We start from the raw sequence: 25,531 nt of genomic DNA, 5'->3' as shown, positions 1-25,531 counted from the left end.
TTACGCCGCCTCGCGCGACGGGTCTTCCTCAAGCCATTCGATCAGCATGGTGAGCACATGGCGGAAGGATTGCTCCTGCTCCTCGAGCCGCGCTTCGATCCGCTCAAGCGCGGTGGCAAAGCGGGCTTCGGCAATGCGGGCTTCCTCGGGCGAAAGCGCCTCGCCGTCTGCACCCTGCCCCATTCCGGCGGCCTGCAATTCGCTGATGGCGGCTTCCAGCTCGGCCGTGCGAGCATCGCGTTCGGCCAGCAGTGCGGCGACTTCGGTAGCGGGCAGGCTGCCCTGCGCGACCGGCGCGGCAGGCTGCGGCGCAGCGGCGGGTGCGGAGCGCAGATCGCTCGCCCCGCGCGCGCCGCGGTTCTGGTCCGCCGCCATTTCGGCGATCACATCGTCGAGCATGGCAAGGCTGAGGGTATCGGATTCCTCGATCGCGCCCAGCAGCAGCAGGCGGTTCATCACCTGATTGACCCGGCGCGGGATACCGGCGGTGTGGCGATAGAGGCTTTCGAGCAACCCGTCATCGAACATCGGGCGATTGTCCCACCCGACATGGCGCAGGCGGTGGCGCACGTAATGTTCGACCTCGCTGGCATCCAGCGCTTCGAGATGGTGGGACGCGATGATCCGCTGACGCAGCTGCTCCAGCCCGGGATGATGCGCGACCATACGGCGGAACTCGGGCTGGCCGAGCAGCAGGCTTTGCAGCAGGGGATGCGCGCCAAGCTGGAAGTTGGACAGCATCCGCAGCTCTTCCAGCGCGGTCAGCTCAAGGTTCTGGCACTCATCGACCACCAGCAGGCAGCGGCGGCCTGCGCGGGCTTCATCCTGAAGGAAGCGCTCGATCGCGCCCAGCGCCGCGGCCTTGTCCTGCCCTTCGACCGGAAGGCCAAACGCCTGTGCCACAACATGGACCACCTCGGCCCCGTCGAGCGCGGAGGTGACGACCTGCGCCACCGTCAGCGCCGCCGGATCGATCCGCTCCATCAGGTGCGCGACCAGTGTCGACTTGCCCGCGCCGACCTCGCCAGTGATGACGATGAAGCCCTCACCCTGCGCGAGGCCATAGCCAAGATAGCTCATCGCCTTCTTGTGGCTGGTGCTTTCGAAATAGAACTGCGGGTCGGGGGTGAGCTGGAAGGGTCGCCCGCTGAAGCCGTAGAATTGTTCGTACATGAGCCGCTTATCCCGTCAGAAATTGTAGCGCAGGCCAACCAGCGCGGTGGCAAAGGCGAAGTCCTGGGCGGTGAATTCGCTGTCGAAGTAATCGACCGCGATCGCAGCCCGGCCCACGAGCCGCTGGGTGATTGACTGATTGTAGGCCGCCGAAGCGCCCATCGCCGTCACGTCGTTGTTGTTACCGGCCGCGTTGAACCAGTTGACGTAGGCATTGGCGGTGATGTTCGCATCCTGCCCGATCTGGCGGGTGAGACCGCCGATCACGTAGTAGCTCTCATCCGTCAGCCCGTTAACCGGTGCGAGCACCGTCCCGGCCGCCGCGATGAAGGTGCGCCGATCATAGCCCGCGCCAAGCGCCGCCTCGGTGCGGCCCATCGTGCGCTGATACGACGCGCGCACCCCGCGCCCACGGAAGGCGGCGGAGCGAGTCGAGCCGATGCCGCCGATCAGCGCCTGCCCTTCGGTGCCGCTGACCAACCCGCCGAAATCGCCCGTCACCGGGTTGCGGATCGCCTCGAAATCGCTCGAAAGGCCCGCCAGCGCATTGTTGAGCGTGCCGCCAACACCGCTCACCCCGTCATAGGCCACCACAGCAAAGGCGCTGCGCTGGCTGGGGACATAGGTGAAGGTGCCGTAATAGGTGGTGGAATCATAGCGCCGCCCGACCGAAGCCTGAAGGCTGGTGCGCGAGGACGGCCGCCACAGCACGCCGACATCCCACAGCAGGCCATCGACATCGAAGGCGATCCGGCGCGGGGCATTGGGATCGGTGACAAAGCGGCCATCCGAGCCGATCACCGGCACGCCATTGGCATCGCGCAGCGCATCGCGGCTCGAAATCTGGACATCCTCGTAGCCCGCACCCGCCACCAGAGCGAGCGTGCGCGACACCGGCAGAGTCACATCTCCGCGCACAAACAGATCGCGGACCCGTTGATCGAGGTTGCCGATATCTTCCTGAAAGCCCCCTGCCGTGACCGCAAGGCCCACCGGCAGCACCTCGCCCGGACGAATCCCCGCGCGCAGCTGGCCGAGATAGGTCACGCTGTCATCAAACACATCGACGGTGTTGCCCGCCTGCGTGACCAGCGCATCATCGGCCTCGAAGCGGTTGTATCCGACGCGCGCCACGCCCTGCACATCGACATCGCCGACGCGGGTGTTGAGGCTCGGCCCGGCATAGAAGCTGTAGATCCGGCTTTCGGCATCTTCACGCACCAGCGGGTTGGCGGTGGTGCCGCCGCCCCCGTCGATCCGGCTGCGCGAGGCAAGCGCACCGGCTTCGAGACTCAGCGTGTTGGGCACCAGCGCCAGCGTACCACGCGCAATCCCGCTGATCGTGTCGGTGTCGACGCTGTCATCGCCGTAGCCGATATTGCGTTCATACCGGACCGAGACTGCTGCGCCGCTGTTGCGGCTCTGCACGTTGATATCGACACCCACCGCCACTTGCGTGAAAGTGACGACATCATCGCCGGGGCTCAGTTCGGCCGAGACGATCTGCGCGACCTCGATATAGGGCTGCACCACGCGGTTGCCGCGCTGGCCGGGGGTGTCGCCCCCCTGGCCTTGGCCTTGGCCGAATCCCTGATCTTGGGCCTGTGCATAAGCCGGATTGGCAGCCGCGGCGATCAAGCCGGCGGCCAGCAATGCGGCTGCTAATGAGCGGGCACGCATCGTCATTTCCCCTTGGTGCCATAGGTGCCGAAGCGCCGCCCCGACGGGCTGTAGCGCGCGGCATTCAGAAGCAGTTTGATATCGCCGCAGGCCGAGAGCAGCTGCTGCGCGTCTTCCAGGGCGGCGCGGCTGGTTTCGTCTGCGCGCACGACCAGCAGGGCTTGCCCGACATGCTGAGCCAATTCGGCGGCGGGCGCGGCAGCAAGCGCGGGCGGCGTGTCGAAAATCACGATCCGGTCCGGCGCACCCTGCGTGAGCCGGTCGAGCAGCTCACCCGTGCGAGCGCTCGCGAGATATTCGGCATCGCGCGAAGTGGCGGTCCCGGCGGGCAGGACGAACAGGCCCTCGATATCAGTGCGGATCACCAGACTTTCCGGCCGGATCGCCGGATCGGCAAGCGCATCCATCAAGCCTTGCTCGCCATCAATGCCGAGGCGCAACGCGACCGAAGGCTTCACCACGTCGGCATCCACCAGCAGCACCTCGAGCCCGCGCTCGGCGGCGAGTGCGATGGCGAGGTTGGTGGCGCAAAAGGTCTTGCCCTCGCCCGGATGGGGCGAACACACGAGAATGCGGCGCGCGAGTGCACTGGCGCCCGCGCGCGCATCGGCCAGCAGCTCGCGCTTGACGATGCGGAACTCTTCGAGAAGCCCTGTGACCGGGTCTTCCGGCACGATCAGCCCACCATCGCGCAGATGATCGCGGTCGATGGGGACGATTGGCCCGCCAAAGGCGACCGCGCGCGGCGCTTCGGGTTTAGGCGCAGCGGGTGCTGCGACAGGCGCGGGCTTGGCGACAGACACCGGCTGCGGCGCAACGGGCGCGGGCGCTGCGGGTTGCGGCGCAGGCGCGGGGCGCACGGCGTCAGGCACCGGCGGCACTGGCGGCGTGCGCACTGGGCCAAGCCCGAACGTCGCGTCGGCGCGCTCGAACAGCGATGCCGGCCGTGCGCCTTCGCGGTTGATCTTCCCCTGATCGGTCATGCTTTGGCCCCCATCCTCACGCTATCGACCCGATCGCAACGACCTCGATGGCGAGAAGGATCACAAACATCATGCCAAGCCCTGCACAGGCTCCGGCGAACTGCCTCAACCGGCGGCGTTCGATCACGCGGGCGGCGTCTGACACGGTCAGCGAGATCGAGCCGATCACCGGCAGATCGAACGTGCGCTCCAGCTTCTGCGGCGTGGCGAAGCTGGATTTGAGCTGCGCCAGCGCATAGGCCGCAGCGATCCCCGCCCCGATCCCGACAAGAAGCACGCCGAACAACAACAGCGGGCGGTTGGGCGCGGCGGGCTTTTGCGGCACGCCAGGCTGCTGGATGATGTCGAAGCGGAACTGGCTGGCCTTGTCCTCGACCTTGCCGCGCGTACGCAGCGCCTCGCGGTCTTGCAGCAGCTTTTCGTAATTCTGGCGCAACACGTCGTAATCGCGGCTGATGCGGTTGGCTTCGGCGGCGACCGCAGGCTCGCTCGCCTGGCTCGCCATCAGCGCGGCAAAGTTGCTTTGTAGCGCAGCGCGGCGGGCCTGGAGGGCTTCGACGGTGGCCTGCCGTTCGCTCTTGATCGCGATCAGCGAGGCATAGGCGGGGTTCGGCGTGCCGCCCGCGTCATCGCCCGCAGCCGCAGCCTGCCGTGCAAGGATCGCGACCTGCTTGGTGGTGGAGACGACATCGGGGTGACTGTCAGTCAACCCGCGCGAGCGCAATTCGGCCAGCTGAGTCTGCGCCTGTTGCAGCGCGGCGCGCGGGCCGGTCGCCTGCGGCCCGCCCGCAATCGTGCGCGGCGTGGCGGCCAGTTGCGACGAGATCGCCGCAAGGCCGCTGTCCGCCGCAGCCAGATCGGCATCGACATTGCGCAGTTCGGTGCGGGCCTGTTGAACCTTGGTGGACAGGCTATCCGAGCCGCCAGCCAGATCGGGATATTGCGCCTCGAACGCCAGACGGCGCTGCTCGGCCTGCTCGAGTTCAAGCTTGCGCTCATCCAGCTGGCGGTCGAGATCGCCAATCGCGGTGCTGATCCCGGTGCGGTTGCCGATCACGTGTTCCTCGCGCAGGATGTCGAGCAGCTTCTGCACCACATCGCGCGCCAGCACGGCGTTTTCAGCATCGGACAGGTCGCTGCGACCAATCGCAGCTTTGATTTCGAACAGGTTATCCTGCTCGCTGGTTACGGTGACCTTCTTCTCCAGCTCGCCGATCATCGAATCCAACGCGCCGCGTTCGGTGATGCCTTCGCCCAGCCGGGTCGAGGTGACGACCTTTTCGAGGTTCTTCGCGCTCGACAGCGTTTGCCGCACGCGCATGATCTCTTCCTTGCCGTCCCCGGCAATGCCGAGCTGCTTGGAGAGCACATCCTGCACATCGACATAGACGCGCGCCTTGGATTCGTAGCTGTTGGGAATCATGCTGACGATCAGCCATCCCAGCACACACACGCCCCAGGCGGTCGCGATGGCAACCCAGCGGCGGTGCCAAACTGACCACAGCGCCGCGCGCAGTTCGTCGAAAATCTCGCTCATCCCCCAGCGCGCCCCTTAGAACCGGCTCTCGGGGATGATGATCGTGTCACCCGGCTTGAGCATGACGTTGGCGGTTGAATCGCCCTTGCGGATCAGGTCCGACAGCCGCAGCCGGTATTCGGCCTGCTTGCCGGTTTCATGATCGAGCCGGATCAGCTTAGCGCGATTGCCCGCGGCAAATTCATTGAGCCCGCCCACCGCGATCATCGCGTCGAGCACGGTCATGTTGGCGCGGTACGGCAGCGACGCCGGCTGCCCGGTCGCGCCGATCACGCGCACCTGCTGCGTGAAATTGCCTTCGGGCGTGTTGACAATCACCGAGACGATCGGCTGCTCGATATATTTCGCGAGCTCGCCCGCGATGTAATCCTGCAACTGGGTCGCGGTTTTCCCCACTGCCGGGATGTCCTGCACCAACGGGATCGTCAGGCGGCCATCAGGACGCACGCGCACCTTGTCGGCGCTGAGCTCCGGGTTGCGCCAGACGTGAATGGTGATCTCGTCGAGCGGGCCGATGGTATATTCTTCGGAAGGAGCGACGCTGCCGTCCCCATAGCTGGCCGAGGGCAGTTCCGTGCCGCTGCTCGCACACCCCGCCAACAGGGCAGCGCTGAGTCCTAGAGCTGCGAGACGCATCGGGGGCAGACGGTACAACATCGGTCGAAAATCCTTGGCCAGTTCTTGCCGGACGGCGCGTATCAGCGCAGGAGCGACCTGCAACACGGACCGCCCGGTTATGGGGGTTCTTGTCGCTGGAAATGGTGAACATCTGGTTAGTTATACAGCGCCAAATCCGGCCCCATCCCGCGATGGGACAGCGGGTTTGCGGGGATTAACGCAGGCTGTGGTGGCGCGTCAGATCAGCAGCTCAGCCGCCGGGCCATGACCGAGGAAGGCACTGGGCGATGCGGTAGCGCCATAGGCCCCCGCGCAGAACACCGCGACCAGATCGCCCACATCGGCGTGCGGCATTGCGGCATTGTCGGCGAGCCGATCGAGCGGGGTGCACAGGCAGCCGACGATGTTGACGGCCTCGGTCGCTTCGGCCCCGTATCGTGTTGCAATCGCTGAGGGATAATTGCGGCGCACCACAGTGCCGAAATTGCCCGAGGCAGCGAGCTGGTGATGCAGCCCGCCGTCCGTAACCAGGTAAGTCACGCCGTGGCTAACCTTGCGGTCGATGATGCGGGTCAGATACACGCCCGCCTCGCCGACGAGATAACGGCCGAGCTCGATGCACAGCTCGGTTTGCGCGAGGACCGGCGGCAAATCGGCCACACGTTCGGCCAAAGCCGCACCCACCCGCGTCAGATCGACCGGCGTATCGCCCGGAAAATAGGGAATGCCCAGTCCCCCGCCCATGTTCAGCTTGGGCAGGCCATGGCCGATCGCGTCGGCCAGTTCGGCAGCCAGTTCGAGCACATTGCCCTGAGCTTCGATGATAGCGTCTGCACTCAGCGTTTGGCTGCCGGTGAAGATGTGGAGCCCACGCCACTCGGCCCCTTCGCCGATCAGCTGGCGGGCCAGATCGGGCACGCGATCGGCATCGACGCCGAATTGCTTGGCCCCGCCGCCCATTTTCATTCCTGACCCCTTCATTTCGAAGGAGGGATTGACCCGGATCGCGATGCGCGGCGCCGTGCCAAGCCGCTGGCCGATGGCGACCGCGCGCGCGCCCTCACCCTCGCTTTCGCAATTGAGCGTCACGCCTGCGGCAATCGCGGCCTCCAGCTCATCGTCACGCTTCCCCGGTCCGGCAAAGCTGATGCGCCGGGGATCGATCCCCACAGCGACGCACAGCGCCAGTTCACCCGAAGAGGCGATGTCGAAGCCATCCACCAGCGGCGCCATGTGGCCGATCACCGCGCGGTGCGGGTTGGCCTTCACCGCATAGTTCAGCCCCACCCGCGCCGGCAAAGCCGCACGCAATTCCGCCACCCGCGCATCAAGGTGGGCGCGCGAATAGACGAACAGCGGCGTGCGCCCCGCCTCGGCCACCAATTCGCTCGCGCGCTTGCCGCCGATGGCGAGTTCGCCCTCGATCGTCTCGTAACCAGCTGGGATCGGGCCGACGGGCTTCATGGGGCAAATTCCTGACTGAGCTGGTCCTGCAAGGCCGTGCGGTCGATCTTGCCATTGGGATTGAGCGGCATCGTCTCGCGCCAATGGATATGCTGGGGCTGCATGAAATTGGGCAGATCGCGCTGGAGCCGCTTGGGCAATTCGGCCCGCGCCGCTTCATCCGCAGTGCCGCGCACCACCAGATGCACCGCTTGGCCAAGCCGCGGATGCGCCACGCCGAGCGCCACCGCCTCGGCAGCGAGGCCTGTGGCCAGCGCCGCCTCCTCGATTTCCTGCGGGCTGATGCGGTTGCCTGCGCTCTTGATCATCGCATCGCGGCGTCCGGCGAAATAGAGCAACCCGTCGGCAGAGCGCCGGACCCGGTCGCCCGACCACACCGCCATACCGCCATAGGTCGATGCCGCCGGTGCAGGCTTGAACCGCTCCGCCGTGCGCTCGGGGTCCTGCCAATAGCCTTGTGCAACCAGCGGGCCGCAATGGACCAGCTCGCCCTCCTCGTCGTCCGCCGCGACGTTACCGGCATCGTCGATAACGAGAATCTCTGCGAAGGGTATGGCCTTACCCATTGAAGTTGGATGCAAATCCACCAATGCCGGATCGAGGAAAGTCGACCGGAACGCCTCGGTCAGACCATACATCGGGAACAGGCGCGCGTCAGGGAACTGGCCGCGCAACGAACGGACCAGATCCACCGTCAAGGCCCCGCCGCTATTGGTGAGCCGCCGGAGCGACGTGCGGGCTTCCTCGGGCCAGTCGATCTCGGTCAGCTGCACCCACAGGGGCGGCACCGCGGCGAGAGTCGTCACGCCATGCTTCGCGCAGGCCTTGGCGACATCCTTGGGGAAGAGAAAATCGAGCGGCACCACGCACCCACCCGCATACCACGTGCTGAACAACTGGTTCTGCCCGTAATCGAAGGACAGCGGCAGCACCGCCAGCGTCACGTCGTCCTCAGCAAGCCCAAGGTAATGCGCCACGCTGACCGCGCCGAGCCACATATTGGCATGGCTGAGCATCACGCCCTTGGGCCTGCCGGTCGAGCCCGAGGTATAGAGGATCGCCGCCAGCGTTGACGGCGGGATCGCCGATGGCCCCAGCGCGCCGAAGCTGTCGGCCTGCGCCAGGGCGGCCTCCTCCTCCAGCACATGGCACGCCTCCGGCAGATCGCCCGGCTCCAGCGCAGCAAGCCGCGACGGCGTCCCGATCAGCAACTGTGCCCCGCTATCGGCAAGGATATGCGCCACCTGCGCACGCTTGAGCAGCGGGTTGATCGGCACATGCACCAGCCCCGCCCGCGCGGCCGCGAGCGGCAGCAGGCAGGTCAGCTCGCCCTTGGCCGCCCAGCTTGCCACCCGTGCGCCAGGCTCGGGCAGCATCTCGATCAGCCACATCGCCAGCTGGCCAACACGCTGTCTTAACTGATTGTGGTTAAGCGTGCCCTCGCGCAGCACCAGCGCAGGCCTGTCCCCACGCCCCGCCGCCCCCGCCAGTTCGGCAAGGTGGTCGAGCGGACGCAAGGCGGGATCGGGCTGGTGCGGCATAGTCAGGAGCGTTCTACTACAGTGATCGAAGCGCGGTATCACGATAGCGTTAACGTCTTGCAAGCCTTGCGCGCCAAAGGCGCAGGCAGCAGCACCCCCGCGCCGTTCGACCGGGCCGAGTGGTTTGCGCTGCTGGCCGAGACCGGACTCGTGCCACTGATCGCGATGGCGAGCGACGCCGATAGTGCCGCGGCCTTGGCTCTGACGGAGGACCGCGGGCGAATCGCACCCTTGCGCAACTGGTACAGCTTCACCTGGCGCGAGCTTGCTCCGGCGGGAGCGGCGGGTGACAGTTTGCTCGAAGCGATTGCGCGGCAGTTGAAGACGCGCGGCCACCGGGTGACGCTCGAACCCGTGCCGAGCGAGGATGGATCGGCCGAACGGCTCGCCCGCGCATTCCGTAACGCTGGCTGGAAAGTCGTGGTGGAGCCCTGCGATATCAATCACATCCTCCCCGTGCGCGGGCGCAGCTTTGCCGCCTATTGGGAAAGCCGCCCTGGCCCGCTGCGCACGACGCTCAAGCGCAAGGCGAAGAAGGTCGAGGTGGAGGTGCTCACCCACTTCGACGCGGATGTCTGGGCGGATTACGAGGCGATCTATGCCGCAAGCTGGAAACCCGCCGAGGATCAGCCCGCCATGCTGCGCGCCTTCGCTGAAGCCGAAGGCGCAGCCGGACGACTGCGGCTGGGAGTGGCCCGTGCAGACGACCTCGCTGTCGCGGCGCAATGCTGGACTGTCGAAAATTCAATTGCTTATATCCACAAGCTCGCTCATCTTGAGAGCCATAAGCCGCTCTCTGCCGGAACCACGCTGACGGCGGCCCTGTTCCAGCACGTGATCGATGTGGACCGCGTTGAGCTCGTTGACTTTGGCACCGGCGATCAGGGCTACAAGGCCGACTGGATGGAGGACGTGCGTCCACGTTTCCGCATCGATTGTCTCGACCCGGCACAGCCCAAAAGCTGGCCCCCGCTCGCCAAGCGACTTCTGCGCCGCAGCGCAGCCTGAGGCGCGCACCTGCGGCCCCGCAGTGCTTGCACCCGGCCGCGCGCGTGGCTAAGCCCCGCCGCCACGGCCGAATACGCTGGGCCGAATACGGGGATTTGGGCATCAATGACCACCATTCCGAACATCGAAAGCGCAGCAGGCGAGGCAGCGCTCGATAGCGAACTCAAGGCGTTGATCGCCGATGTGCTGGGGCTTGACCCGGCGCAGGCCGCTGCCTTCGGTCTGGAATCAGGGTTGTTCGGCCACCTGCCGGAGCTGGATTCGATGGCGGTCGCGGGGCTCCTGACCGAAATGGAAGACCGGCTCGGCATCGTGATCGAGGATGACGATGTCGATGGCGAGATGCTGGAAACCTACGGCGGTCTGCTGGCGTTTGCGCGGGCCAAGCTCGACGCACGCTAGGTCGGTCTTGCCCCCCTCCAGGGTGCCTCTCGGGTGATTTTCACATGGAACCATCCGGCCCCCGATGGCGGACCGCCGTCCGAGGAATTGCTGGTCGCCTTCGATCGCGCCCGCCCGGCGCGGGTGCTTGTGTGCCCGGCTTGGTTTGACGAGGCGAACAAGCTGCGCCGGTTCACGGTGGAAGTCATGCGACGACTGGACGCAGCCGGGATCGACACGCTGCTGCCCGATCTACCGGGCTGCAACGAGAGCCTTGCTCCCCTCGACTATCAGACACTGGCAGGCTGGCGCGCGGGCATGATCGCTGCCAGCGAAGCGCTGGGCGCGACCCACGTGCTGGCGATCCGCGCGGGGGCGCTGATCTCACCGGCGACGTTGCCCGGCTGGCACTACGCCGCGCAAAGCGGCCCCAAGCTGCTGCGCGGCATGATCCGCGCGCGCACTATTGCCGCCCGCGAGGCGGGAATGGCCGAGACGTCAGATGGGCTGATGGTGCGAGGGCGCGAGAGCGGTCTGGTGCTCGGCGGCTGGCCCCTTGGCGCGGCGATGATCCGCGAACTCGAAACCGCAGAGCCGACGCTCGGCCCCGGCCAGTCCGACATTGCCCAAAGCATGGTCGGCGGCCCCGGCCTATGGCTGCGCGCCGAGCCTGACGAGGACGCAGGGCAAGCCGATTGTCTCGCCGGAATGATTGCTGAAAGTATCAGGAATTCAGCCGCATGACGCGCCTGTCTCACACCTTTGGTTGCGGGAGTCTGACGCTGGCCGGCACGCTCGACACAGCGCCGGGGACGACCGGGCTGCTGATCGTCAGCGGCGGCAACGAGATCCGCTCGGGCGCGTTTGGCGGTCAGGCCGACATGGCCGCGCGGATCGCCCGCGCAGGCTTCCCGGTGTTCCGGTTCGACCGGCGCGGGATCGGGGACAGCGAAGGCGAGAACCGCGGGTTTCGCCATTCCGCCAAGGACATTGCCTGCGCCGTCGATGCCTTCCGCGCGATGGTGCCACAGCTCGCTCGGGTGGTCGCCTTCGGCAATTGCGATGCCGCCTCGGCGCTGATGCTGGCAGGCGGTGCGGGCTGCGATGGGCTGGTGCTGTCGAACCCCTGGACGATCGAGCAGGACGAAAGCCATGGCGCGGGGGACGACACCCCGCCCCCGGCTGCGATCCGCGCGCGCTATCTGGAAAAACTGAAAAACCCGCGCGAGATCATGCGCTTGCTGGGCGGCGGTGTGAATCTCGGCAAGCTGGCGCGCGGCATCGTCCACGCCCTGCGCCCGCCCCCGCCGCCATCGAACCTTGCGCAGGACATGGCCGCCGGACTGGCAGGCTTCACCGGTTCGGTCCGCATCCTCGTCGCCACGGCAGACCGCACCGCGCAAGTGTTCGAAACCGCGTGGGACAGGAACGATGCGCGGATTGCGCGCTGCGAAGGTGCAGGCCACGCCTATGTCGAGCCGGAACACCGCGCGTGGCTGGAAGCTCGAATCCTTGAAAGCTTGCGCGCTTAACGCTCGAAATAGCTGACCAATTCGACATGGGTCGACCAGCGAAATTGGCCGACCGGGCGCAGCTTCGCAAGCCGGAACCCGGCCTCGGCCAGCACCGCCGCATCGCGCGCCCAGCTTGAAGGGTTGCAGCTGACATAGACCACCCGCGACACCGTGCTCGCGGCGATTTCCGCGACCTGGGCCCGGGCGCCAGCGCGCGGCGGATCGAGCAGGATACCCTCGAAGCGGTTAAGCTCCTCAGGTTGAAGCGGCGAACGGAACAGATCGCGGTGGAGCGCCAGCACCCGGCCCCCGCTGATCGCCCCCGCCGCTTTGCACGCGAGGTGGGCCGCGCGCTCCGCTTCGACCGCCAGCACCTTGCTTCCCCCTCGCAGCGCAAAGGCGAAAGTGCCGAGCCCCGCGAACAGGTCAGCGACAACCCGTGCACCCGCCAGCCATTCGGCGGCATCGGAGGCCATCACATGCTCGGCATCATGGGTCGCCTGAAGGAAGGCGCCGGGCGGCAGGCTCACCGGAACGCCCGACAGGGTCACCGTCGCCGGTTCGGGCTCCCAGACGGTCTCTGGACCGTAGCCTTGATCGAAGGAAAGGCGTGCAAGGCCCTGTTCGCGCGCGAAATCGAGCGCCGCTTCGGTCGGGCCGAGCCCTTCGAGCGGGAAGTGGGTGAGACACGCCTCCACGCCCTGATCCGCCAAGGTCAGATCGATCCCCACCATCCCCTTTGGCCCATGCGCCGCCACAAACTGCCGGAGCGGCGCGGTCAGCGCGACCAGCGCGGGGTGCAGCACCGGGCATTCGGCCAGATCGACCACGCGGTGCGAGCCGCCCTCACGGTAACCCAGCACAGCGCCCTTGGCCGTGCGCAGTCCATGGAGGCCTGCGCGGCGGCGGGTGGCAGGCGGGGAGAGGTGCACGGGGAGCAGTTCGGCCGGTTCCAGCCCCTGCCCCCGCGCGGCATTGACCACACGACCCTCGACGAACGCGGCGAGCGCTGTGTCGTCTGCGTGCTGCAACAGACAGCCGCCACACACGCCGAAATGGCGGCAGGCGGGCGCGATGTGATGCGGGCCCGGCGTGAGGGTGCCTCCCTCGTCCACCATGTCGCCGGGCACGCCGCCTGCGATATGGCGGCCGGACAGGGTCACGCCGTCGCCTTTGGCGGCGAGGCGGATGATGGTTTCAAGATCGGTCACAGGCAGGCCGCTAGCGCCTCGGACACCCGTTCGGCAAGCTGCGTCGGCGTGAAAGCCGCCCCGGCCCGCCGCGCGGCCTCGCCATGGAGCCACAGCGCCTCGCAGGCAGCGCTGAAGGGATCGGCACCGTTCGCCATGCGGCTGGCGGCAATCCCGGCGAGCACATCGCCCGTTCCGGCCACCGACAGCCAGCTGGGCGCGGGCGGCCCGAGCGCGAGGCGGCCGTCAGGCGCGGCAACGATGCTGTCCGGCCCTTTGGCGAGCACGACCATTCCGCTGACCTTCGCCAGTGCCAGAGCCCGGTCGCGGCGGGTTTCCGCGATGACGCCAAAGCTGCGGCACAGGGCCTCAAGCTCGCCGTCATGCGGGGTGGCTAGCATGGGTACTTCGCGGGTGAGCATCGCGGGGGCGAGCAGCATCAGCGCATCGGCATCGAGCACCAGGGCGCGCGCCTGTGCCAAGGCTGCTTCAACCCTGGCACGCGCCGCTTCATCGCGGCCCAGGCCCGGCCCAACCAGCACCGCAGCGATGCGCGCATCAGCCAGCGCCTCGGCCAGCGGCGCACAGTCGGTCACCACGTCGGGCGGCGTGCGCGGATCGGCGTGATCGGCGAACAGCTTCACATAGCCCGCGCCCGCGCGTTGGGCAGCGGCAGCGGCGAGCAGGCTCGCCCCCGGCATGGCTCCGCTAAGGATGCCAAGCAGCCCGCGCCGATATTTGTGGCTGTCAGCGGCGGGGGCGCTGAGGCGAGGCCGTTCGACCAGCTCCGCCGCTCCTGCAACGGGAGCGATCCCGATCGGTACAAGCCGCATCTGCCCCATCAATGCCCGGCCCGGCAGGCTCCAATGCGCGAACTTCCACGCGCCCAGCGCGAGGGTCAGGTCATAGGCGGGCAGCCGCTCGTTCAGCACCGCGCCGCTATCGCTGGCAATCCCCGAGGGCACATCGACCGCGACCTTGTAGCGATGCCGCCCTGCCAGATCGCGCAGCAGCAAGGCGTGCTCGGCGATCAGGGGCCGCGCTAGGCCGGAACCGAACAGGCAGTCGACGAAGACATCGCCCGCCGCCCCTCCGGCCGTGCTGACCGGCCCGTCCCACCGCCGCCGCGCTGCTTTGGCGGCATCGGTTGCGGGGTCGAGCGGCGCGATCACGGCCACCGCATTGCCCGCCTCCCGCAAGACGCGAGCGATGACATAGCCGTCTCCGCCATTGTTGCCGGGGCCGCACAGAACCGTCACCGCGCGTCCTCCGGCGATCCGGCGGATCCACTCGGCCGCGCCGCCCGCCGCGATCCCCATCAAGTCCGAAACGCTGGTCCCAGCATCGAACAGCGACTGTTCGGCAGCGCGCATCTGGGCGGCGGTAAGGACCTGTGCGGCGGTCACTTTTGCGGCGGATCGAGGAGCGTGCGGGGGATCAGATAGCGGTCCGCACCGATGGCAAAGGCCTCCACACCCGCCCCGCCCTGTTCGGGCACCAGCACCTCGGCCCCGTCTCGCGGAGCAAGCGCGCGGGTTGCAGGATCGCGGGTCAGCCGCCTGAAGCCGCCGCCGGGGTGGTGAAGAATGACGTCATTCCCCACCCGCTCAAGCGTGCAGACTGACGAGAGCGCCGCGCCTGCTCCAATCGCGCAGGCGACCTCGTCGCCCGGTGGCGGCACGCTTTCCGCCGCGCCGCAGCCTGCCAGCACAGCCAAGCCCGCGAGCGTGCTAGATATCCGCAAACACATGGGTCTCCGCCTTAGCACCCGGATGGGTGATGGCCCCATAGCGCGCGGGGCCGACGATCTGGCTGTAACGCCACAGGGCGCCCGACTGATAGTCATTGGTGCGCGGCTGCCAGGACTTGCGCCGTTCGGCCAGCACGTCCTCGGGCACATCGAGTTCGATCGTGCCGGCCTCTGCATCGATGCTGATGATGTCGCCATCCTCGATCAGGCCGATGGGGCCGCCGTCCGCAGCTTCGGGGCAGACATGGCCGATACAGAAGCCGCGCGTCGCGCCCGAAAAGCGCCCGTCGGTGATCAGCGCGACCTTCTCGCCCATGCCCTGCCCGTAGAGCGCGGCGGTGGTGGAGAGCATCTCGCGCATCCCCGGGCCGCCCTTGGGCCCTTCGTAGCGGATCACGATCACCGCGCCTTCCTGGATCTGGCGCGCTTCGACTGCGGCAAAGCAATCCTCCTCGCAATCGAACACCTGCGCCGGGCCCGTGAACTGAAGCCGCGCCATCCCGGCGACCTTCACGATCGCCCCGTCTGGCGCCAGGCTGCCCTTGAGGCCAACCACGCCGCCGGTGGGGCTGAGCGGGGTCTTTACGTCGTAGATCACCTTCTGATCAGGGTTCCAGGTGACCTGATCGATGTTCTCGGCCAAGGTCTTGCCCGTCACGGTCATGCAATCGCCGTGGAGGAGACCATTTTCGAGCATCGTCTTCATCAGCATATAGACCCCGCCCGCGTCATACATGTCCTTGGCCACGTAGCGTCCGCCGGGTTGCAGATCGGCGATGTAGGGGGTGGTCTTGAAGATCTCGGCGACATCGAACAGGTCGAAGGCGATACCCGCCTCGCTCGCCATCGCGGGCAGGTGCAGCCCCGCATTGGTCGAGCCCCCGGTGGCAGCGACGACGCGCGCAGCATTTTCAAAGGCTTCGCGGGTACAGATGTCACGCGGCCTCAGGTTCAGCGCAAGCAGTTCCATCACCTGCTTGCCCGCCGCCGTCGCGATTTCAGCGCGGTTCTTATAGGGCGCAGGCACCATGTTGCTGTTGGGCAGGGACAACCCGATCGCCTCGCCCACGCAGGCCATGGTGTTGGCGGTGTACTGGCCGCCGCAGGCGCCGTGCCCGGGGCAGGCGACCTTTTCCAGCGCGATCAGATCCTTGAGCGGGCAATTCCCGGCGGCATATTGCCCGACCGCCTCGAACACGTCCTTGACCGTCACGTCCTTGCCATCATGGCTGCCCGGCAGGATCGACCCGCCATAAACGAAGATCGCGGGCACATTGAGCCGCAACATCGCCATCATCATGCCCGGCAAGCTCTTGTCGCAGCCAGCAAACCCGATGAGCGCGTCGTAGCAGTGCCCGCGCATCGAAAGCTCGATCGAATCCGCGATCACCTCGCGGCTGATAAGCGAGGATTTCATCCCCTGGTGGCCCATCGCGATCCCGTCGGTGACGGTGATGGTGTTGAACCGGCGCGGGGTGCCGCCGCCGGCGATCACGCCCTCGCGGCAGATATCGGCCTGCGCGTTCAAGGTAGTGTTGCAGGGCGCCGAGTCGTTCCCGGCACTGACCACGCCGACGAAGGGGGCGGCGATCTCTTCCTCGGTCATGCCCATCGCGTAGTAATAGGAGCGATGCGGCGCGCGCTCCGGGCCAACCGAGACATGGCGGCTGGGGAGCTTCGACTTGTCAAACTTCTGCGACATAAGATTTCCCGTTAGCGGCAATTTACGACACGCCCTTGCCTCTAGCGAAGCGCTGACGCAACCCTTTGCGCAATATTCGCCAACAATGTCGCCCAGCGCATGTGAGCATCGGGGGTCTCAACAAGATCCTGGCGCAGCTCGATGCCGAGGTAAGGTCGGCCAGGCGCTTCGGCATGGCGGTTCATGGTGTAATTGAGATCGCGCCCCGAATAGGGGAGGTTGTCCCCGACCATCAGCCCTTCGGCTTCGAGCAGCGGAATCGCGATCCGCGCGGCGCGCTCGTCCTGATTGTAGAGCACCCCCACCTGCCACGGCCGCGCCGCCTCGGAGGTGGCAAGGCGCGGGGTGAAGGAGTGGAGCGAGAGGATCAGAGCGGGATCGGCCGCCGCCAGCCACTGCTCCAGCGCGGTGTGGTAGGGGCGGTGGAAGCGGGCCAGCCGCGCCTCGCGGTCCGCGCCAACATTGCCGGGGATCAGGTGTCCGTCGCTCTCCGGCGGGACGAGGCCGGGGGCGCTCTCCTCACGGTTGAGGTCGCAGACGAGGCGGCTGAACGCGGCGATGTGGGCGGGGATGGCGTGGTCGCGGGCCAGCAGCTCGGCAATGGCCTCGGTGCCGATATCGAGGGCAATGTGTTCGTGCAGCAGGTGTTCGGGGATTCCAAGGGGGATGTCGGCGGGCACGGCGTTGGAGGCGTGGTCGGCAGTGCAGACGATCCCGCCGGGGGTGGGCGTGCCAAGCTGGCGGAAGGCTTCACTCATGCCCCCACCTCCGTTCGCCGCGAGCGAAGTCGAGAGGCTTGTGCAGGGTGTCTCGACTACGCTCGACACGAACGGAGTTTGGAGCGATCACCGCAGCCGCCCTGCCATGGTCCACCAGCCGGACGGCATGGCTCCCGCCGCCGCATCGCGCGCCTCGGGGGTGTTATAGAGCGCAAAGCAGGTCGCGCCCGAGCCGGACATGCGGGCGAGCCACGGGTTGGTGGCCTGGAGGGCCGCCAGCACCTCGGCGATCACCGGGCAGAGGCTGATGGCGGGGGCTTCGAGGTCGTTGCGCCCTTCCCGCGCGATCCGGCTGGCCGGGCCCTGGGGAAGCGCGCCCCTGTCCACCCCGTCCCACGCCTTGAACACCGGCCCGGTCGCAAGCGGCACCCTCGGGTTGACCAGCAGCACGGGGGTTCCGGCAAGGTCGTCCTCGACATCAAGCTGCTCGGTGCCGGTGCCGAGGCCGATATGGGTGCGGCTCAGCACGCAGGCAGGCACATCCGCGCCGAGTTTTGCTGCCCGCGCCTGCCAGTCCTCGGGCAGGCCATGGAGCGCCTCCACAATCCGAAACACCGCCCCTGCATCCGCCGACCCACCGCCGAGACCCGCCGCAACGGGGAGATTTTTCTCTAGCGTAACGCCAAGGCCCTGCGCGCGCGGGAGAGCGTTCAGCGCGCGGGCGACGAGGTTGTCGAAGGGATTGTCGAGCACCCCTGCAAATTCACCCAGCGTGGTGACGCTGTCCTGCGCGGCGGGCATGGCGCTCAGCACATCGCCCGCATCGACGAAGGCGAACAGGGTCTCGAGCGCGTGATACCCATCCTCCCGCCGCCTGCGGACGTGCAGCGCAAGGTTGATCTTGGCGTAGGCGGTTTCGGTGACGGGCATGTCGGCGCTAGACCGCCGCCGTGTATTTGTCGGACGCTGCCTCGAAGTCGATCTTGGCGGCGCGGATGGCACCATCGGGGCGCATCGTGCCGCCCAGCGGATCGATCGCTTCGATCTCGTAATCGGCCTCGCCCGGATCGATCCCGGAGATGATCACATCGAAGGTCATGGCAGGGCCGCCTTGCGGGACGAACCAGTGAATATTGTCGCGCTCCGGGGTCATGGCTGAAAGCTGGCCCGTGCGGGCAATGTAATCGCGGGTCGGGCGCACGATCATCGCCCCGTCCTCGTCCCCCAGCCGGTCGAAATTGCGCACCCGGAACGCGCCTTCGACCACGAGGTGCGAGGAGACCATGTGGCGGTGCCCGTGAGGGGTGATGACATTGTGCGGCGCGAATGCGAACAGCGCCGCCCCGTAGCCGAGCTTGCGCGGCGCGCCGTCTGCGTCGAGGAAGCGGATGGCACTCTTGCGCGGGTCGTTGGTCGTGGGGAGCGCCTGTTGGACTACCTGCGCGCGGTCCAGCTCGGCCATCAGCTCGGCGACGTCAATTTCCTCCGCCAGCCGCTCGGCCTCGGCCATCCATTGCAGCGCCGAGACCTGCCCGCCCTTGAGCGCGCGCGCCAACTCGCCCTGCCGTTCGATCCAGTCGCGCGCGGCCATGCGGCGGGGCGGCTTGGCCGCGGACACCTCGCAGCCGAGCAGCGCGAAGGACAGCGCGGCAAGACCGCCTGCCATGGCCGAACGCCGGTCGATCCCGAACATCGCGAGACTCGCCGGTGCCGCATTCTCCCAATCGGTCTCGGTCACCGGCATCGCGCGCGCCTTACATATTCGGATAGTTCGGCCCGCCGCCACCCTCGGGCGTCACCCAGTTGATGTTCTGATTGGGGTCCTTGATGTCGCAGGTCTTGCAGTGGACGCAGTTCTGCGAGTTGATCTGGAACTTGGGTTCGCCGGTCTTCTCGTCAGTCAGCCATTCGTAGACCCCCGCCGGGCAGTAGCGCGCCGAGGGCCCACCGAAGACGCCGAGTTCGCTCACCTTCTGCAGCTCGAGGTCTTTCACCTGCAGGTGGCAGGGCTGGTCCTCGGCGTGGTTGGTGTAGCTGTAGGCGACATTGGTGAGGCGGTCGAAGGTGATCACGCCGTCGGGCTTGGGGTAGTCGATCTTCGGATAGAGATCGGCGCGGCCCGTCATGGTGTAGTCCTTGTGGTGCTTCATGCTGATCGGCAGGCCGATCTTCAAAGTGCGCATCCACATGTCGATGCCCGCCAGCACCGTCCCGATATCGCCGCCAAACTTGGCGACCGCAGGCTCGGCGTTCTGGACGACCTTGAGCTCGGTCGCGATCCAGCTGGAGCGGACGGCTGCGTCGTAATCGGCCAGTTCGGTGTTAGCGCTGCCCGCCGCAATCGCCGCCGCGATGCTTTCGGCCGCCAGCATTCCGCTCTTCATCGCGGTGTGGCTGCCCTTGATGCGCGGCACGTTGACGAAGCCCGCCGCGCAGCCGATCAGCGCCCCGCCGGGGAAGGCGAGCTTGGGCACCGACTGCCACCCGCCCTCGTTGATTGCGCGCGCGCCGTAGCTGACGCGCTTGCCGCCTTCGAGATATTCGCGGATCGCCGGGTGGTTCTTCCAGCGCTGGAATTCCTGATAGGGGGAGACCCAGGGATTCTTGTAATCGAGCGCGGTCACGAAGCCGAGCGCCACCTGACCATTGGCCTGATGGTAGAGGAAGCCCCCGCCCCAGCTTTCGCTTTCGGTGAGCGGCCAGCCCTGCGTGTGGATCACGCGGCCCGGCTTGTGCTTCTTGGGATCGATGTCCCACAATTCCTTGATGCCGAGGCCATAGACCTGCGGCTGGCAGTTTGCCTCGAGGTCGTACTTGGCCTTCATGCGCTTGGTGAGGTTGCCGCGCGCACCTTCGGCGAAGAGGGTGTACTTGGCGTGGATCTCCATACCGGGCTGGAAATCGCCCCTGTGGCTGCCATCTGCCGCCACGCCCATGTCCTGCGTGATGACGCCGGCGACCGCGCCGCTTTCATCGAACATCACTTCGGCGGCCGGGAAGCCGGGGAACACCATCACGCCCAGCCCTTCGGCCTGTTCGGCCAGCCAGCGCGTCATGTTGCCCAGCGAGCCGGTGTAGCAGCCGTGATTGCTCATCAGCGGCGGCATGATTGCGTGGGGAATCGAGGTCTTGCCGGTCTTCGACAGCACCCAGTGCCAATTGTCGGTCACCGGGGTCTGCGCCATCGGACACCCTTGATCGCGCCATTCGGGCAGCAGCTCGTCCAGCGCCTTGGGATCGACCACCGCGCCCGACAGGATGTGCGCTCCGATTTCAGAGCCTTTTTCCAGCACGATCACTTCGAGGTCGGCGTTGATCTGCTTCAGGCGGATCGCGGCTGCCAGCCCCGCAGGACCACCCCCGACGATCACGACATCGCAGGGCATTGATTCACGTTCGATCATGGGGCTTTCCTGATCCTTGTTGGTATTGGGCGCGCAGGCCGCACAGTCTGGCGATATGGCTTGATTGTCCACTTGCTAACACCCTCGGGGACAGTCAAGACCCGCGATGGATAGCATGACCCCTCCATGAGCCGGCCCGACCTTTCAATAGCGCGTGAATTCGAAGCGGCGCTCGCCTGGTGGCGCGCGGCGGGGGTCGATTGCGACTATGGGGATGACGCTACGGCGTGGTTGGCCGATGCGCCTTTGGCCAAGGCCCCAGCGGACACCAAAGCGGCCCACCCCGCCCTGGCTGGAATTGTTGAGGCACCTGCCCCAGCGAGCGAATCTGTTCCAGCCCGCGCTCTGCCTCCCGCGCACTCATTGCCCCCAGCAACGCTGCGCCGCGATCTGCTGGGCGAATCGCCGCCGCAGGATCTGGCCGCCTTCCGCGAATGGTGGATGACGGCGCAAGGGATCGACACCGCGCGCGCTTTTCCCCGGATTGCGCCGCGTGGGGACTGCGAACCCGCGCTGATGGTGCTGGTGCCTCAGCCTGAAGAAGCAGACCGTGACCGCCTGCTGTCCGGGCCGCAAGGGCGCCTGCTCGCCAATATCCTCGCCGCGATGAGGCTGGACGAGAGCGCGGTCTATATCGCTGCGGCCCTGCCCTGCCACACGCCGATGGCCGATCTGGCGATGCTGGCAGCGGGCGGGATGGACGCGGTGACGCGTCATCACGTCAGTCTGGTGCGTCCGGCGCGCGTGATCGCCTTTGGCACCGGCCTAGCGCCGATGATCGGCGCGAACGCGGCCGAACATCCTTTACGCGAAATCAACCATACCGGTGGCAAAGTCCCGGTAATCGTGAGCGAAACGCTCGATTCCCTGATGGACATGCCCCGGCTGAAAGCCCGGTTCTGGCGGAGATGGACGCAATGGTCGCCCCCACAATGAAACTTCGCCTGCGCGTGCTGACCGCGACAATATTGGCCGCCGCGACTCTGCCTGCGCCGCTCGCCGCGCAATCGGGCGATCTGGTGGCGCGCTGGAATGGCGCGACCCCGGCCGAGACGGCGATTGCGCCGGTGCTGACGCCGGAGGAGCGCAATGCCTATCGTCAGGTCTTCGCCGCGATTGATGCCGAACAGTGGGATGTGGTCGAAAACCTGCTCGCCCAGCGCCCCGAAGGCATCCTGACCCAGGCCGCGCGCGCCGAATTTTACACCCACGCCAAAAGTCCCAAGGTTTCGGCCGAACAGATCGCAAGCTGGTTCGCCGCCGGCACCGATCTCCCCCAGGCTGAACAGCTCGCCAAGATGGGGGCGAAGCGCGGGGTCAGCTATCTGCCACCCCTTCCGAGCGCACAGGGCTTTGCGCGCCAACCCTATGCGCCCAAGCGCATCCTGCCGCGCTCCGTCAACGACGGCACCATGCCAAGCGCCACGGCGAGCCTGATCCTCGAGGCGATCAAGGCTGACAATCCCGGCGAAGCGCAGCGCCTGCTCGCCGAAGTGGATCCGATGCTCTCCAGCGATGCGCGGGCCGAGTGGCGTCAGCGCGTGGCGTGGAGCCACTATATCGAGAACAACGACAACGCCGCTCTGGAGCTCGCACGCACCGTGGCCGAAGGCTCGGGAGAGTGGGTCGCGGAAGGTGCGTGGGTCGAAGGGCTGTCATCGTGGCGGCTGGGCTATTGCTCGCTTGCCGGAGAGGCCTTTGCGCGGGTGGCGGGCAGTGCTGCCAATGTCGAACTCGCCGCTGCCGGGCATTACTGGGCCCACCGCGCGCTGGTGCGGTGCCGGGAGCCGGAGCAGGCACAGCAGCACTTGTCTGCCGCGGCGCAGATGAACGAGACGCTCTACGGGATGCTCGCCGCTGATCAGCTCGGGGTCGAACTGCCTGCGAATGCACCGCCGCCGCCGTTCAGCGGGGCCGACTGGGCGCAGCTCGCTCAGCGTCCCAATGTCCGCGTCGCTGCCGCACTCGCGGAAATCGGGCGGCCCGGTCTGGCGGACGAAGTGCTGCGACACGAGGCCCGGATTGGCCCGGCCTACCAATACGGCGCTCTTGCCCGGCTGGCGCGTGAGATGGGACTGCCTTCCACTCAGCTGTTCATGGCGCACAACGCGCCCTACGGCACGAGCAGCGATCCCAGCCTGCGCTTCCCCATCGCCCATTGGCAACCGGTCGGCGGGTGGCAGGTCGACCCAGCGCTCGCCTTTGCCCACGCCTTGCAGGAATCGAACTTCCGCGCCTCGGCAGTCAGCCCGGCCAATGCGCGCGGGCTGATGCAGATCATGCCTGGCACGGCGCGCGATCATTCGGGCCGCCTCAGCCTCGGCGCGAGCTACGAGGATCTGAACGACCCGCAGGTCAATCTCGCCTATGGCCAGCGCCACCTTGCCATGCTGCGCGATCATCCCGCGACCGGCGGCGTGCTGCCCAAGATCATGGCGGCCTATAACGCGGGGCTCACCCCGGTCGGGCGCTGGAATTACGAGATCAACGATCAAGGCGATCCACTGCTGTGGATGGAATCGATCCCCTATTGGGAAACGCGCGGCTATGTCGCGATCGTGATGCGCAATTACTGGATGTATGAACGGGCCGCTGGCGTGCCATCGCCCAGCCGCCGCGCGCTCGCGCAAGGGCGCTGGCCGGAATTTCCGCAGGCTGCTACGACCCGCTCGGCCCGATTGGAGCCTTGAGGAGCGCAGCAGGTGGCAATTGACGAGAGCCGGGTTTTCAAACCGATCAACATTGCCGTCCTGACCGTATCGGACACGCGCACGCCGGAGACCGACACCTCGGGCGATATTCTCGCAGCGCGGGTCACGGGCGCGGGGCACAATCTCGCGGCGCGGATGATCGTGCCGGATGATGCCAAGCGGCTCGCCGCCCAGTTCGAAGCATGGATCGACGATCCTTCGATCGACGCTGTGGTCAGCACGGGCGGCACGGGCCTGACCGGCCGCGATGTCACTCCCGAAGCCCTGTCGCTGATCGCAGGGGCCCGCGACATTCCCGGCTTTGGCGAGCTGTTCCGCTGGCTCAGTTTCCAGAGCATCGGCACCAGCACCGTCCAATCCCGCGCCTGCGCGGTGGTGGCGCGCGGCACCTATATCTTTGCCCTGCCCGGATCGAACGGCGCGGTAAAAGATGGCTGGGACGGAATTCTGGCCGAGCAACTCGACAGCCGCAACCGGCCCTGCAATTTTGTCGAACTGATGCCGCGGCTGAAAGAAGTCTGACAGCGGGTGGTTGTCACATCATAGCGAGGCAGATGTCGGGTGGTTCGCCGATCATGGCCACCCGCCGCGCTTGCAACAGGACTTGGCAAACGCGTCAATGTTCCTTAAATGTTCCACGTGAAACATTTGCTGGTCAAAGGTCGCGGTGCACAATCGGCGGCGGTCCCGACCCGGTTCGGGCTGGCGGAGCGCGAGGTCGATGGCGACTGGCGCGATCATGTGCAGTCGCTCGACGGCCCGCCAGTCAAGCTTCGCACGCACGTTACCGAGGAACGCCCGAAGTCGATCCTCACCTTCAACCAATCGCCCGACGTGCCGTTTGATCGCTCGATCAACGCCTATCGCGGGTGCGAACATGGCTGCGTCTATTGTTTCGCCCGCCCCACCCACGCCTACCACGATCTCTCCCCTGGCCTCGATTTCGAGACGCGGCTCTTTGCCAAGCCGAACGCGGCCGAACTGCTCAAGGCGACGCTAGGGAAGCGCGGTTACCGGCCGAGGCCGATAGCGATGGGCACCAATACCGATCCCTATCAGCCGATCGAGCGCGCGTACCGGATCACCCGCCAAGTGCTGGAAGTGTGTCTGGAAACGCGCCACCCCGTGACCATCACGACCAAGTCCGATCGGGTGCTGGACGATGCCGATCTGCTCGCCGCCATGGCACGCGAGAAGCTGGTGGCGGTGTCGATCTCGGTGACGAGCCTCGACCCGGTGCTCTCCGCCAAGCTCGAACCGCGCTGCGCCGCCCCGGCCAAACGGCTCGCGGCGCTGGAGCGGTTGGTGGAATTGGGCGTGCCGGTGCATTGCTCGATCTCGCCGATCATCCCGGCGATCACCGATGACTTCATCGAAGCCACCATCGCCGAAGTGGCGCGGCGGGGGGTGCAAAGCGTCAACTGGATCCCCCTGCGCCTCCCCCACGAAGTCGCGCCGCTGTTCCGCGAATGGCTGGCGGTCCACTACCCCGAGCGCGCGGGCAAGGTGATGAGCATCGTCCGCGACATGCGCGGAGGGCGGGACAATGATCCGAACTTCCACAGCCGCTTCAACCCGCAAGGCGTATGGGCCGACCTGATCCGCGCGCGGTTCAAGCTGGCGTGCAAGCGCGCGGGGATTAGGAAGGCGCGGTTCGAGCTCGATTGCTCACGCTTCCGAGCGCCGGAGGTGGGCGGACAGTTGCGGTTGCTTTAGCTCACCCGAACCCCTCGCCCGCTTCCCCCGGCGCAAAGCGCACAAGGCGGCTATCCACCAGCGCCGCCGCGCGGTTGACGACGGCCTGCTGATACTCCGGGTCCTTCAGCATCGCGAAGAAGGCACCGGCGTTGGGGTATTGGGCGATAAAGCCGTCGTGCCAGCGCTCCCCCTCGGGGCCGGTCACCATGGTCTCGAACCGTCCGCGCCACAGGATCTGGCCGCCGAGTTTGCGGAAGATCGGGCCTGATGTGACGCCGTATTCCTCGTAGGCGCGCCTGCCGCTCCAGCCCTTGCCCGCGTGCGCGTGACCCTCGGGATATGCCGCCAGATCGCGGTAGAGCAGCAGGTTGAGCATATTGATCGGGGTGTCGCGCGGCAGGTCCTTGAAGGCCTGAAAGTTCACCGGCGAGGGGTCGATATAGGTTTCGCAGGTCACG

The 25,531-nt window shown here is 66.8% G+C and carries 24 protein-coding genes; 8 read left to right on the top strand and 16 right to left on the bottom strand.

The window, feature by feature from the left end; translation table 11 throughout:
• The 7 genes from ACLBKT_RS05255 to ACLBKT_RS05225 all read right to left on the bottom strand — a co-directional run bounded on the left by ACLBKT_RS05255 (position 1) and on the right by ACLBKT_RS05225 (position 8,996).
• The gene (locus ACLBKT_RS05255; protein ID WP_410181903.1) at positions 1–1,173 is read right to left on the bottom strand and encodes an XrtA/PEP-CTERM system-associated ATPase; all 1,173 of its coding nucleotides are present in this window, start codon (positions 1,171–1,173) and stop codon (positions 1–3) included.
• A 15-nt stretch (positions 1,174–1,188) separates the two neighbouring features.
• The gene (locus ACLBKT_RS05250) at positions 1,189–2,859 is read right to left on the bottom strand and encodes a preprotein translocase subunit YajC (protein ID WP_410181902.1); all 1,671 of its coding nucleotides are present in this window, start codon (positions 2,857–2,859) and stop codon (positions 1,189–1,191) included.
• Complete coding sequence (locus ACLBKT_RS05245; protein ID WP_410181901.1) at positions 2,856–3,836, bottom strand: AAA family ATPase; 981 nt, start codon at positions 3,834–3,836, stop codon at positions 2,856–2,858. The genes ACLBKT_RS05250 and ACLBKT_RS05245 overlap by 4 nt, the downstream gene beginning before the upstream one ends.
• Positions 3,837–3,852: 16 nt before the next feature.
• On the bottom strand, positions 3,853–5,373 hold the full coding sequence (locus ACLBKT_RS05240; protein WP_410181900.1) for an XrtA system polysaccharide chain length determinant: 1,521 nt from the start codon (positions 5,371–5,373) through the stop codon (positions 3,853–3,855).
• A 15-nt stretch (positions 5,374–5,388) separates the two neighbouring features.
• Positions 5,389–6,030: an XrtA/PEP-CTERM system exopolysaccharide export protein gene (locus ACLBKT_RS05235; RefSeq protein ID WP_410181899.1), complete on the bottom strand. Its 642-nt coding sequence runs from the start codon at positions 6,028–6,030 to the stop codon at positions 5,389–5,391.
• Between the two features lie 198 nt (positions 6,031–6,228).
• On the bottom strand, positions 6,229–7,455 hold the full coding sequence (locus ACLBKT_RS05230; RefSeq protein ID WP_410181898.1) for a pyridoxal-dependent decarboxylase, exosortase A system-associated: 1,227 nt from the start codon (positions 7,453–7,455) through the stop codon (positions 6,229–6,231).
• The gene (locus ACLBKT_RS05225) at positions 7,452–8,996 is read right to left on the bottom strand and encodes an acyl-CoA ligase (AMP-forming), exosortase A system-associated (protein WP_410181897.1); all 1,545 of its coding nucleotides are present in this window, start codon (positions 8,994–8,996) and stop codon (positions 7,452–7,454) included. The genes ACLBKT_RS05230 and ACLBKT_RS05225 overlap by 4 nt, the downstream gene beginning before the upstream one ends.
• A 57-nt stretch (positions 8,997–9,053) precedes the next feature.
• Between ACLBKT_RS05225 and ACLBKT_RS05220 the strand changes: the two genes are divergently transcribed.
• The 4 genes from ACLBKT_RS05220 to ACLBKT_RS05205 all read left to right on the top strand — a co-directional run bounded on the left by ACLBKT_RS05220 (position 9,054) and on the right by ACLBKT_RS05205 (position 11,917).
• The gene (locus ACLBKT_RS05220; RefSeq protein ID WP_410183648.1) at positions 9,054–10,004 is read left to right on the top strand and encodes a GNAT family N-acetyltransferase; all 951 of its coding nucleotides are present in this window, start codon (positions 9,054–9,056) and stop codon (positions 10,002–10,004) included.
• A 105-nt stretch (positions 10,005–10,109) separates the two neighbouring features.
• A complete protein-coding gene (locus ACLBKT_RS05215) occupies positions 10,110–10,406 on the top strand; it encodes an acyl carrier protein (protein WP_410181896.1) in 297 nt (98 codons plus the stop codon).
• Positions 10,407–10,439: 33 nt separating this feature from the next.
• Positions 10,440–11,129 (top strand): hypothetical protein, encoded by a 690-nt coding sequence (locus tag ACLBKT_RS05210; RefSeq protein WP_410181895.1) that lies wholly within the window; start codon positions 10,440–10,442, stop codon positions 11,127–11,129.
• The gene (locus ACLBKT_RS05205; RefSeq protein ID WP_410181894.1) at positions 11,126–11,917 is read left to right on the top strand and encodes a hydrolase 1, exosortase A system-associated; all 792 of its coding nucleotides are present in this window, start codon (positions 11,126–11,128) and stop codon (positions 11,915–11,917) included. The genes ACLBKT_RS05210 and ACLBKT_RS05205 overlap by 4 nt, the downstream gene beginning before the upstream one ends.
• Here ACLBKT_RS05205 and ACLBKT_RS05200 read toward each other — a convergent pair.
• From ACLBKT_RS05200 to ACLBKT_RS05165, 8 genes are all read right to left on the bottom strand, one after another.
• Positions 11,914–13,110, bottom strand: coding sequence for a class I SAM-dependent RNA methyltransferase (locus tag ACLBKT_RS05200; RefSeq protein WP_410181893.1), 1,197 nt, complete (start codon positions 13,108–13,110; stop codon positions 11,914–11,916). The genes ACLBKT_RS05205 and ACLBKT_RS05200 overlap by 4 nt on opposite strands.
• On the bottom strand, positions 13,107–14,495 hold the full coding sequence (locus ACLBKT_RS05195; RefSeq protein ID WP_410181892.1) for an NAD(P)H-hydrate dehydratase: 1,389 nt from the start codon (positions 14,493–14,495) through the stop codon (positions 13,107–13,109). Before ACLBKT_RS05195 ends, ACLBKT_RS05200 begins: the two co-directional genes overlap by 4 nt.
• Positions 14,492–14,839 carry a hypothetical protein gene (locus ACLBKT_RS05190; RefSeq protein ID WP_410181891.1) on the bottom strand — a complete coding sequence of 116 codons (348 nt, stop codon included), beginning with the start codon at positions 14,837–14,839 and terminating at the stop codon, positions 14,492–14,494. The genes ACLBKT_RS05195 and ACLBKT_RS05190 overlap by 4 nt, the downstream gene beginning before the upstream one ends.
• Entirely contained in the window at positions 14,820–16,541 is a 1,722-nt protein-coding gene (gene ilvD, locus ACLBKT_RS05185; RefSeq protein ID WP_410181890.1) for a dihydroxy-acid dehydratase, read from the bottom strand. Before ilvD ends, ACLBKT_RS05190 begins: the two co-directional genes overlap by 20 nt.
• 41 nt (positions 16,542–16,582) lie before the next feature.
• Entirely contained in the window at positions 16,583–17,299 is a 717-nt protein-coding gene (locus ACLBKT_RS05180; RefSeq protein ID WP_410181889.1) for an N-formylglutamate amidohydrolase, read from the bottom strand.
• A gap of 87 nt (positions 17,300–17,386) precedes the next feature.
• Positions 17,387–18,190 (bottom strand): 4-(cytidine 5'-diphospho)-2-C-methyl-D-erythritol kinase, encoded by an 804-nt coding sequence (locus ACLBKT_RS05175; RefSeq protein WP_410181888.1) that lies wholly within the window; start codon positions 18,188–18,190, stop codon positions 17,387–17,389.
• Between the two features lie 7 nt (positions 18,191–18,197).
• Positions 18,198–18,998: a hypothetical protein gene (locus ACLBKT_RS05170; RefSeq protein ID WP_410181887.1), complete on the bottom strand. Its 801-nt coding sequence runs from the start codon at positions 18,996–18,998 to the stop codon at positions 18,198–18,200.
• Positions 18,999–19,014: 16 nt separating this feature from the next.
• Positions 19,015–20,664, bottom strand: coding sequence for an electron transfer flavoprotein-ubiquinone oxidoreductase (locus ACLBKT_RS05165; RefSeq protein ID WP_410181886.1), 1,650 nt, complete (start codon positions 20,662–20,664; stop codon positions 19,015–19,017).
• Between the two features lie 126 nt (positions 20,665–20,790).
• Here ACLBKT_RS05165 and ACLBKT_RS05160 point away from each other — a divergent pair, with 126 nt between their 5' ends.
• The 4 genes from ACLBKT_RS05160 (at position 20,791) to ACLBKT_RS05145 (ending at position 25,091) form a co-directional block, all read left to right on the top strand.
• Positions 20,791–21,600 carry a hypothetical protein gene (locus tag ACLBKT_RS05160; RefSeq protein ID WP_410181885.1) on the top strand — a complete coding sequence of 270 codons (810 nt, stop codon included), beginning with the start codon at positions 20,791–20,793 and terminating at the stop codon, positions 21,598–21,600.
• Complete coding sequence (locus tag ACLBKT_RS05155) at positions 21,597–23,354, top strand: lytic transglycosylase domain-containing protein (protein ID WP_410181884.1); 1,758 nt, start codon at positions 21,597–21,599, stop codon at positions 23,352–23,354. The genes ACLBKT_RS05160 and ACLBKT_RS05155 overlap by 4 nt, the downstream gene beginning before the upstream one ends.
• 12 nt (positions 23,355–23,366) lie before the next feature.
• Entirely contained in the window at positions 23,367–23,897 is a 531-nt protein-coding gene (moaB, locus tag ACLBKT_RS05150) for a molybdenum cofactor biosynthesis protein B (protein ID WP_410181883.1), read from the top strand.
• A gap of 108 nt (positions 23,898–24,005) precedes the next feature.
• On the top strand, positions 24,006–25,091 hold the full coding sequence (locus ACLBKT_RS05145) for a PA0069 family radical SAM protein (RefSeq protein ID WP_410181882.1): 1,086 nt from the start codon (positions 24,006–24,008) through the stop codon (positions 25,089–25,091).
• Between the two features lies 1 nt (position 25,092).
• Here the strand turns inward: ACLBKT_RS05145 and ACLBKT_RS05140 are convergent, their stop codons facing one another.
• Positions 25,093–25,530, bottom strand: a complete 438-nt coding sequence (locus ACLBKT_RS05140; RefSeq protein ID WP_410181881.1) for a DUF1330 domain-containing protein — start codon at positions 25,528–25,530, stop codon at positions 25,093–25,095.
• Between the last annotated feature and the right edge of the window lies 1 nt (position 25,531).

The sequence above is a fragment of the Erythrobacter sp. W302b genome (assembly GCF_046452395.1).
Lineage (GTDB): Bacteria > Pseudomonadota > Alphaproteobacteria > Sphingomonadales > Sphingomonadaceae > Erythrobacter.
This window is presented reverse-complemented; position numbering and strand designations above follow the sequence as displayed.

Bases quoted from the DNA above. Each gene is read 5' to 3' on its own strand.
- ACLBKT_RS05255 (WP_410181903.1), bottom strand. From the start codon at position 1,173: ATGTACGAACAATTCTACGGCTTCAGCGGGCGACCCTTCCAGCTCACC.
- ACLBKT_RS05250 (WP_410181902.1), bottom strand. From the start codon at position 2,859: ATGACGATGCGTGCCCGCTCATTAGCAGCCGCATTGCTGGCCGCCGGC.
- ACLBKT_RS05245 (WP_410181901.1), bottom strand. From the start codon at position 3,836: ATGACCGATCAGGGGAAGATCAACCGCGAAGGCGCACGGCCGGCATCG.
- ACLBKT_RS05240 (WP_410181900.1), bottom strand. From the start codon at position 5,373: ATGAGCGAGATTTTCGACGAACTGCGCGCGGCGCTGTGGTCAGTTTGG.
- ACLBKT_RS05235 (WP_410181899.1), bottom strand. From the start codon at position 6,030: ATGTTGTACCGTCTGCCCCCGATGCGTCTCGCAGCTCTAGGACTCAGC.
- ACLBKT_RS05230 (WP_410181898.1), bottom strand. From the start codon at position 7,455: ATGAAGCCCGTCGGCCCGATCCCAGCTGGTTACGAGACGATCGAGGGC.
- ACLBKT_RS05225 (WP_410181897.1), bottom strand. From the start codon at position 8,996: ATGCCGCACCAGCCCGATCCCGCCTTGCGTCCGCTCGACCACCTTGCC.
- ACLBKT_RS05215 (WP_410181896.1), top strand. From the start codon at position 10,110: ATGACCACCATTCCGAACATCGAAAGCGCAGCAGGCGAGGCAGCGCTC.
- ACLBKT_RS05205 (WP_410181894.1), top strand. From the start codon at position 11,126: ATGACGCGCCTGTCTCACACCTTTGGTTGCGGGAGTCTGACGCTGGCC.
- ACLBKT_RS05190 (WP_410181891.1), bottom strand. From the start codon at position 14,839: ATGTGTTTGCGGATATCTAGCACGCTCGCGGGCTTGGCTGTGCTGGCA.
- ilvD (WP_410181890.1), bottom strand. From the start codon at position 16,541: ATGTCGCAGAAGTTTGACAAGTCGAAGCTCCCCAGCCGCCATGTCTCG.
- ACLBKT_RS05180 (WP_410181889.1), bottom strand. From the start codon at position 17,299: ATGAGTGAAGCCTTCCGCCAGCTTGGCACGCCCACCCCCGGCGGGATC.
- ACLBKT_RS05175 (WP_410181888.1), bottom strand. From the start codon at position 18,190: ATGCCCGTCACCGAAACCGCCTACGCCAAGATCAACCTTGCGCTGCAC.
- ACLBKT_RS05165 (WP_410181886.1), bottom strand. From the start codon at position 20,664: ATGATCGAACGTGAATCAATGCCCTGCGATGTCGTGATCGTCGGGGGT.
- ACLBKT_RS05160 (WP_410181885.1), top strand. From the start codon at position 20,791: ATGAGCCGGCCCGACCTTTCAATAGCGCGTGAATTCGAAGCGGCGCTC.
- ACLBKT_RS05155 (WP_410181884.1), top strand. From the start codon at position 21,597: ATGAAACTTCGCCTGCGCGTGCTGACCGCGACAATATTGGCCGCCGCG.
- ACLBKT_RS05145 (WP_410181882.1), top strand. From the start codon at position 24,006: ATGTTCCACGTGAAACATTTGCTGGTCAAAGGTCGCGGTGCACAATCG.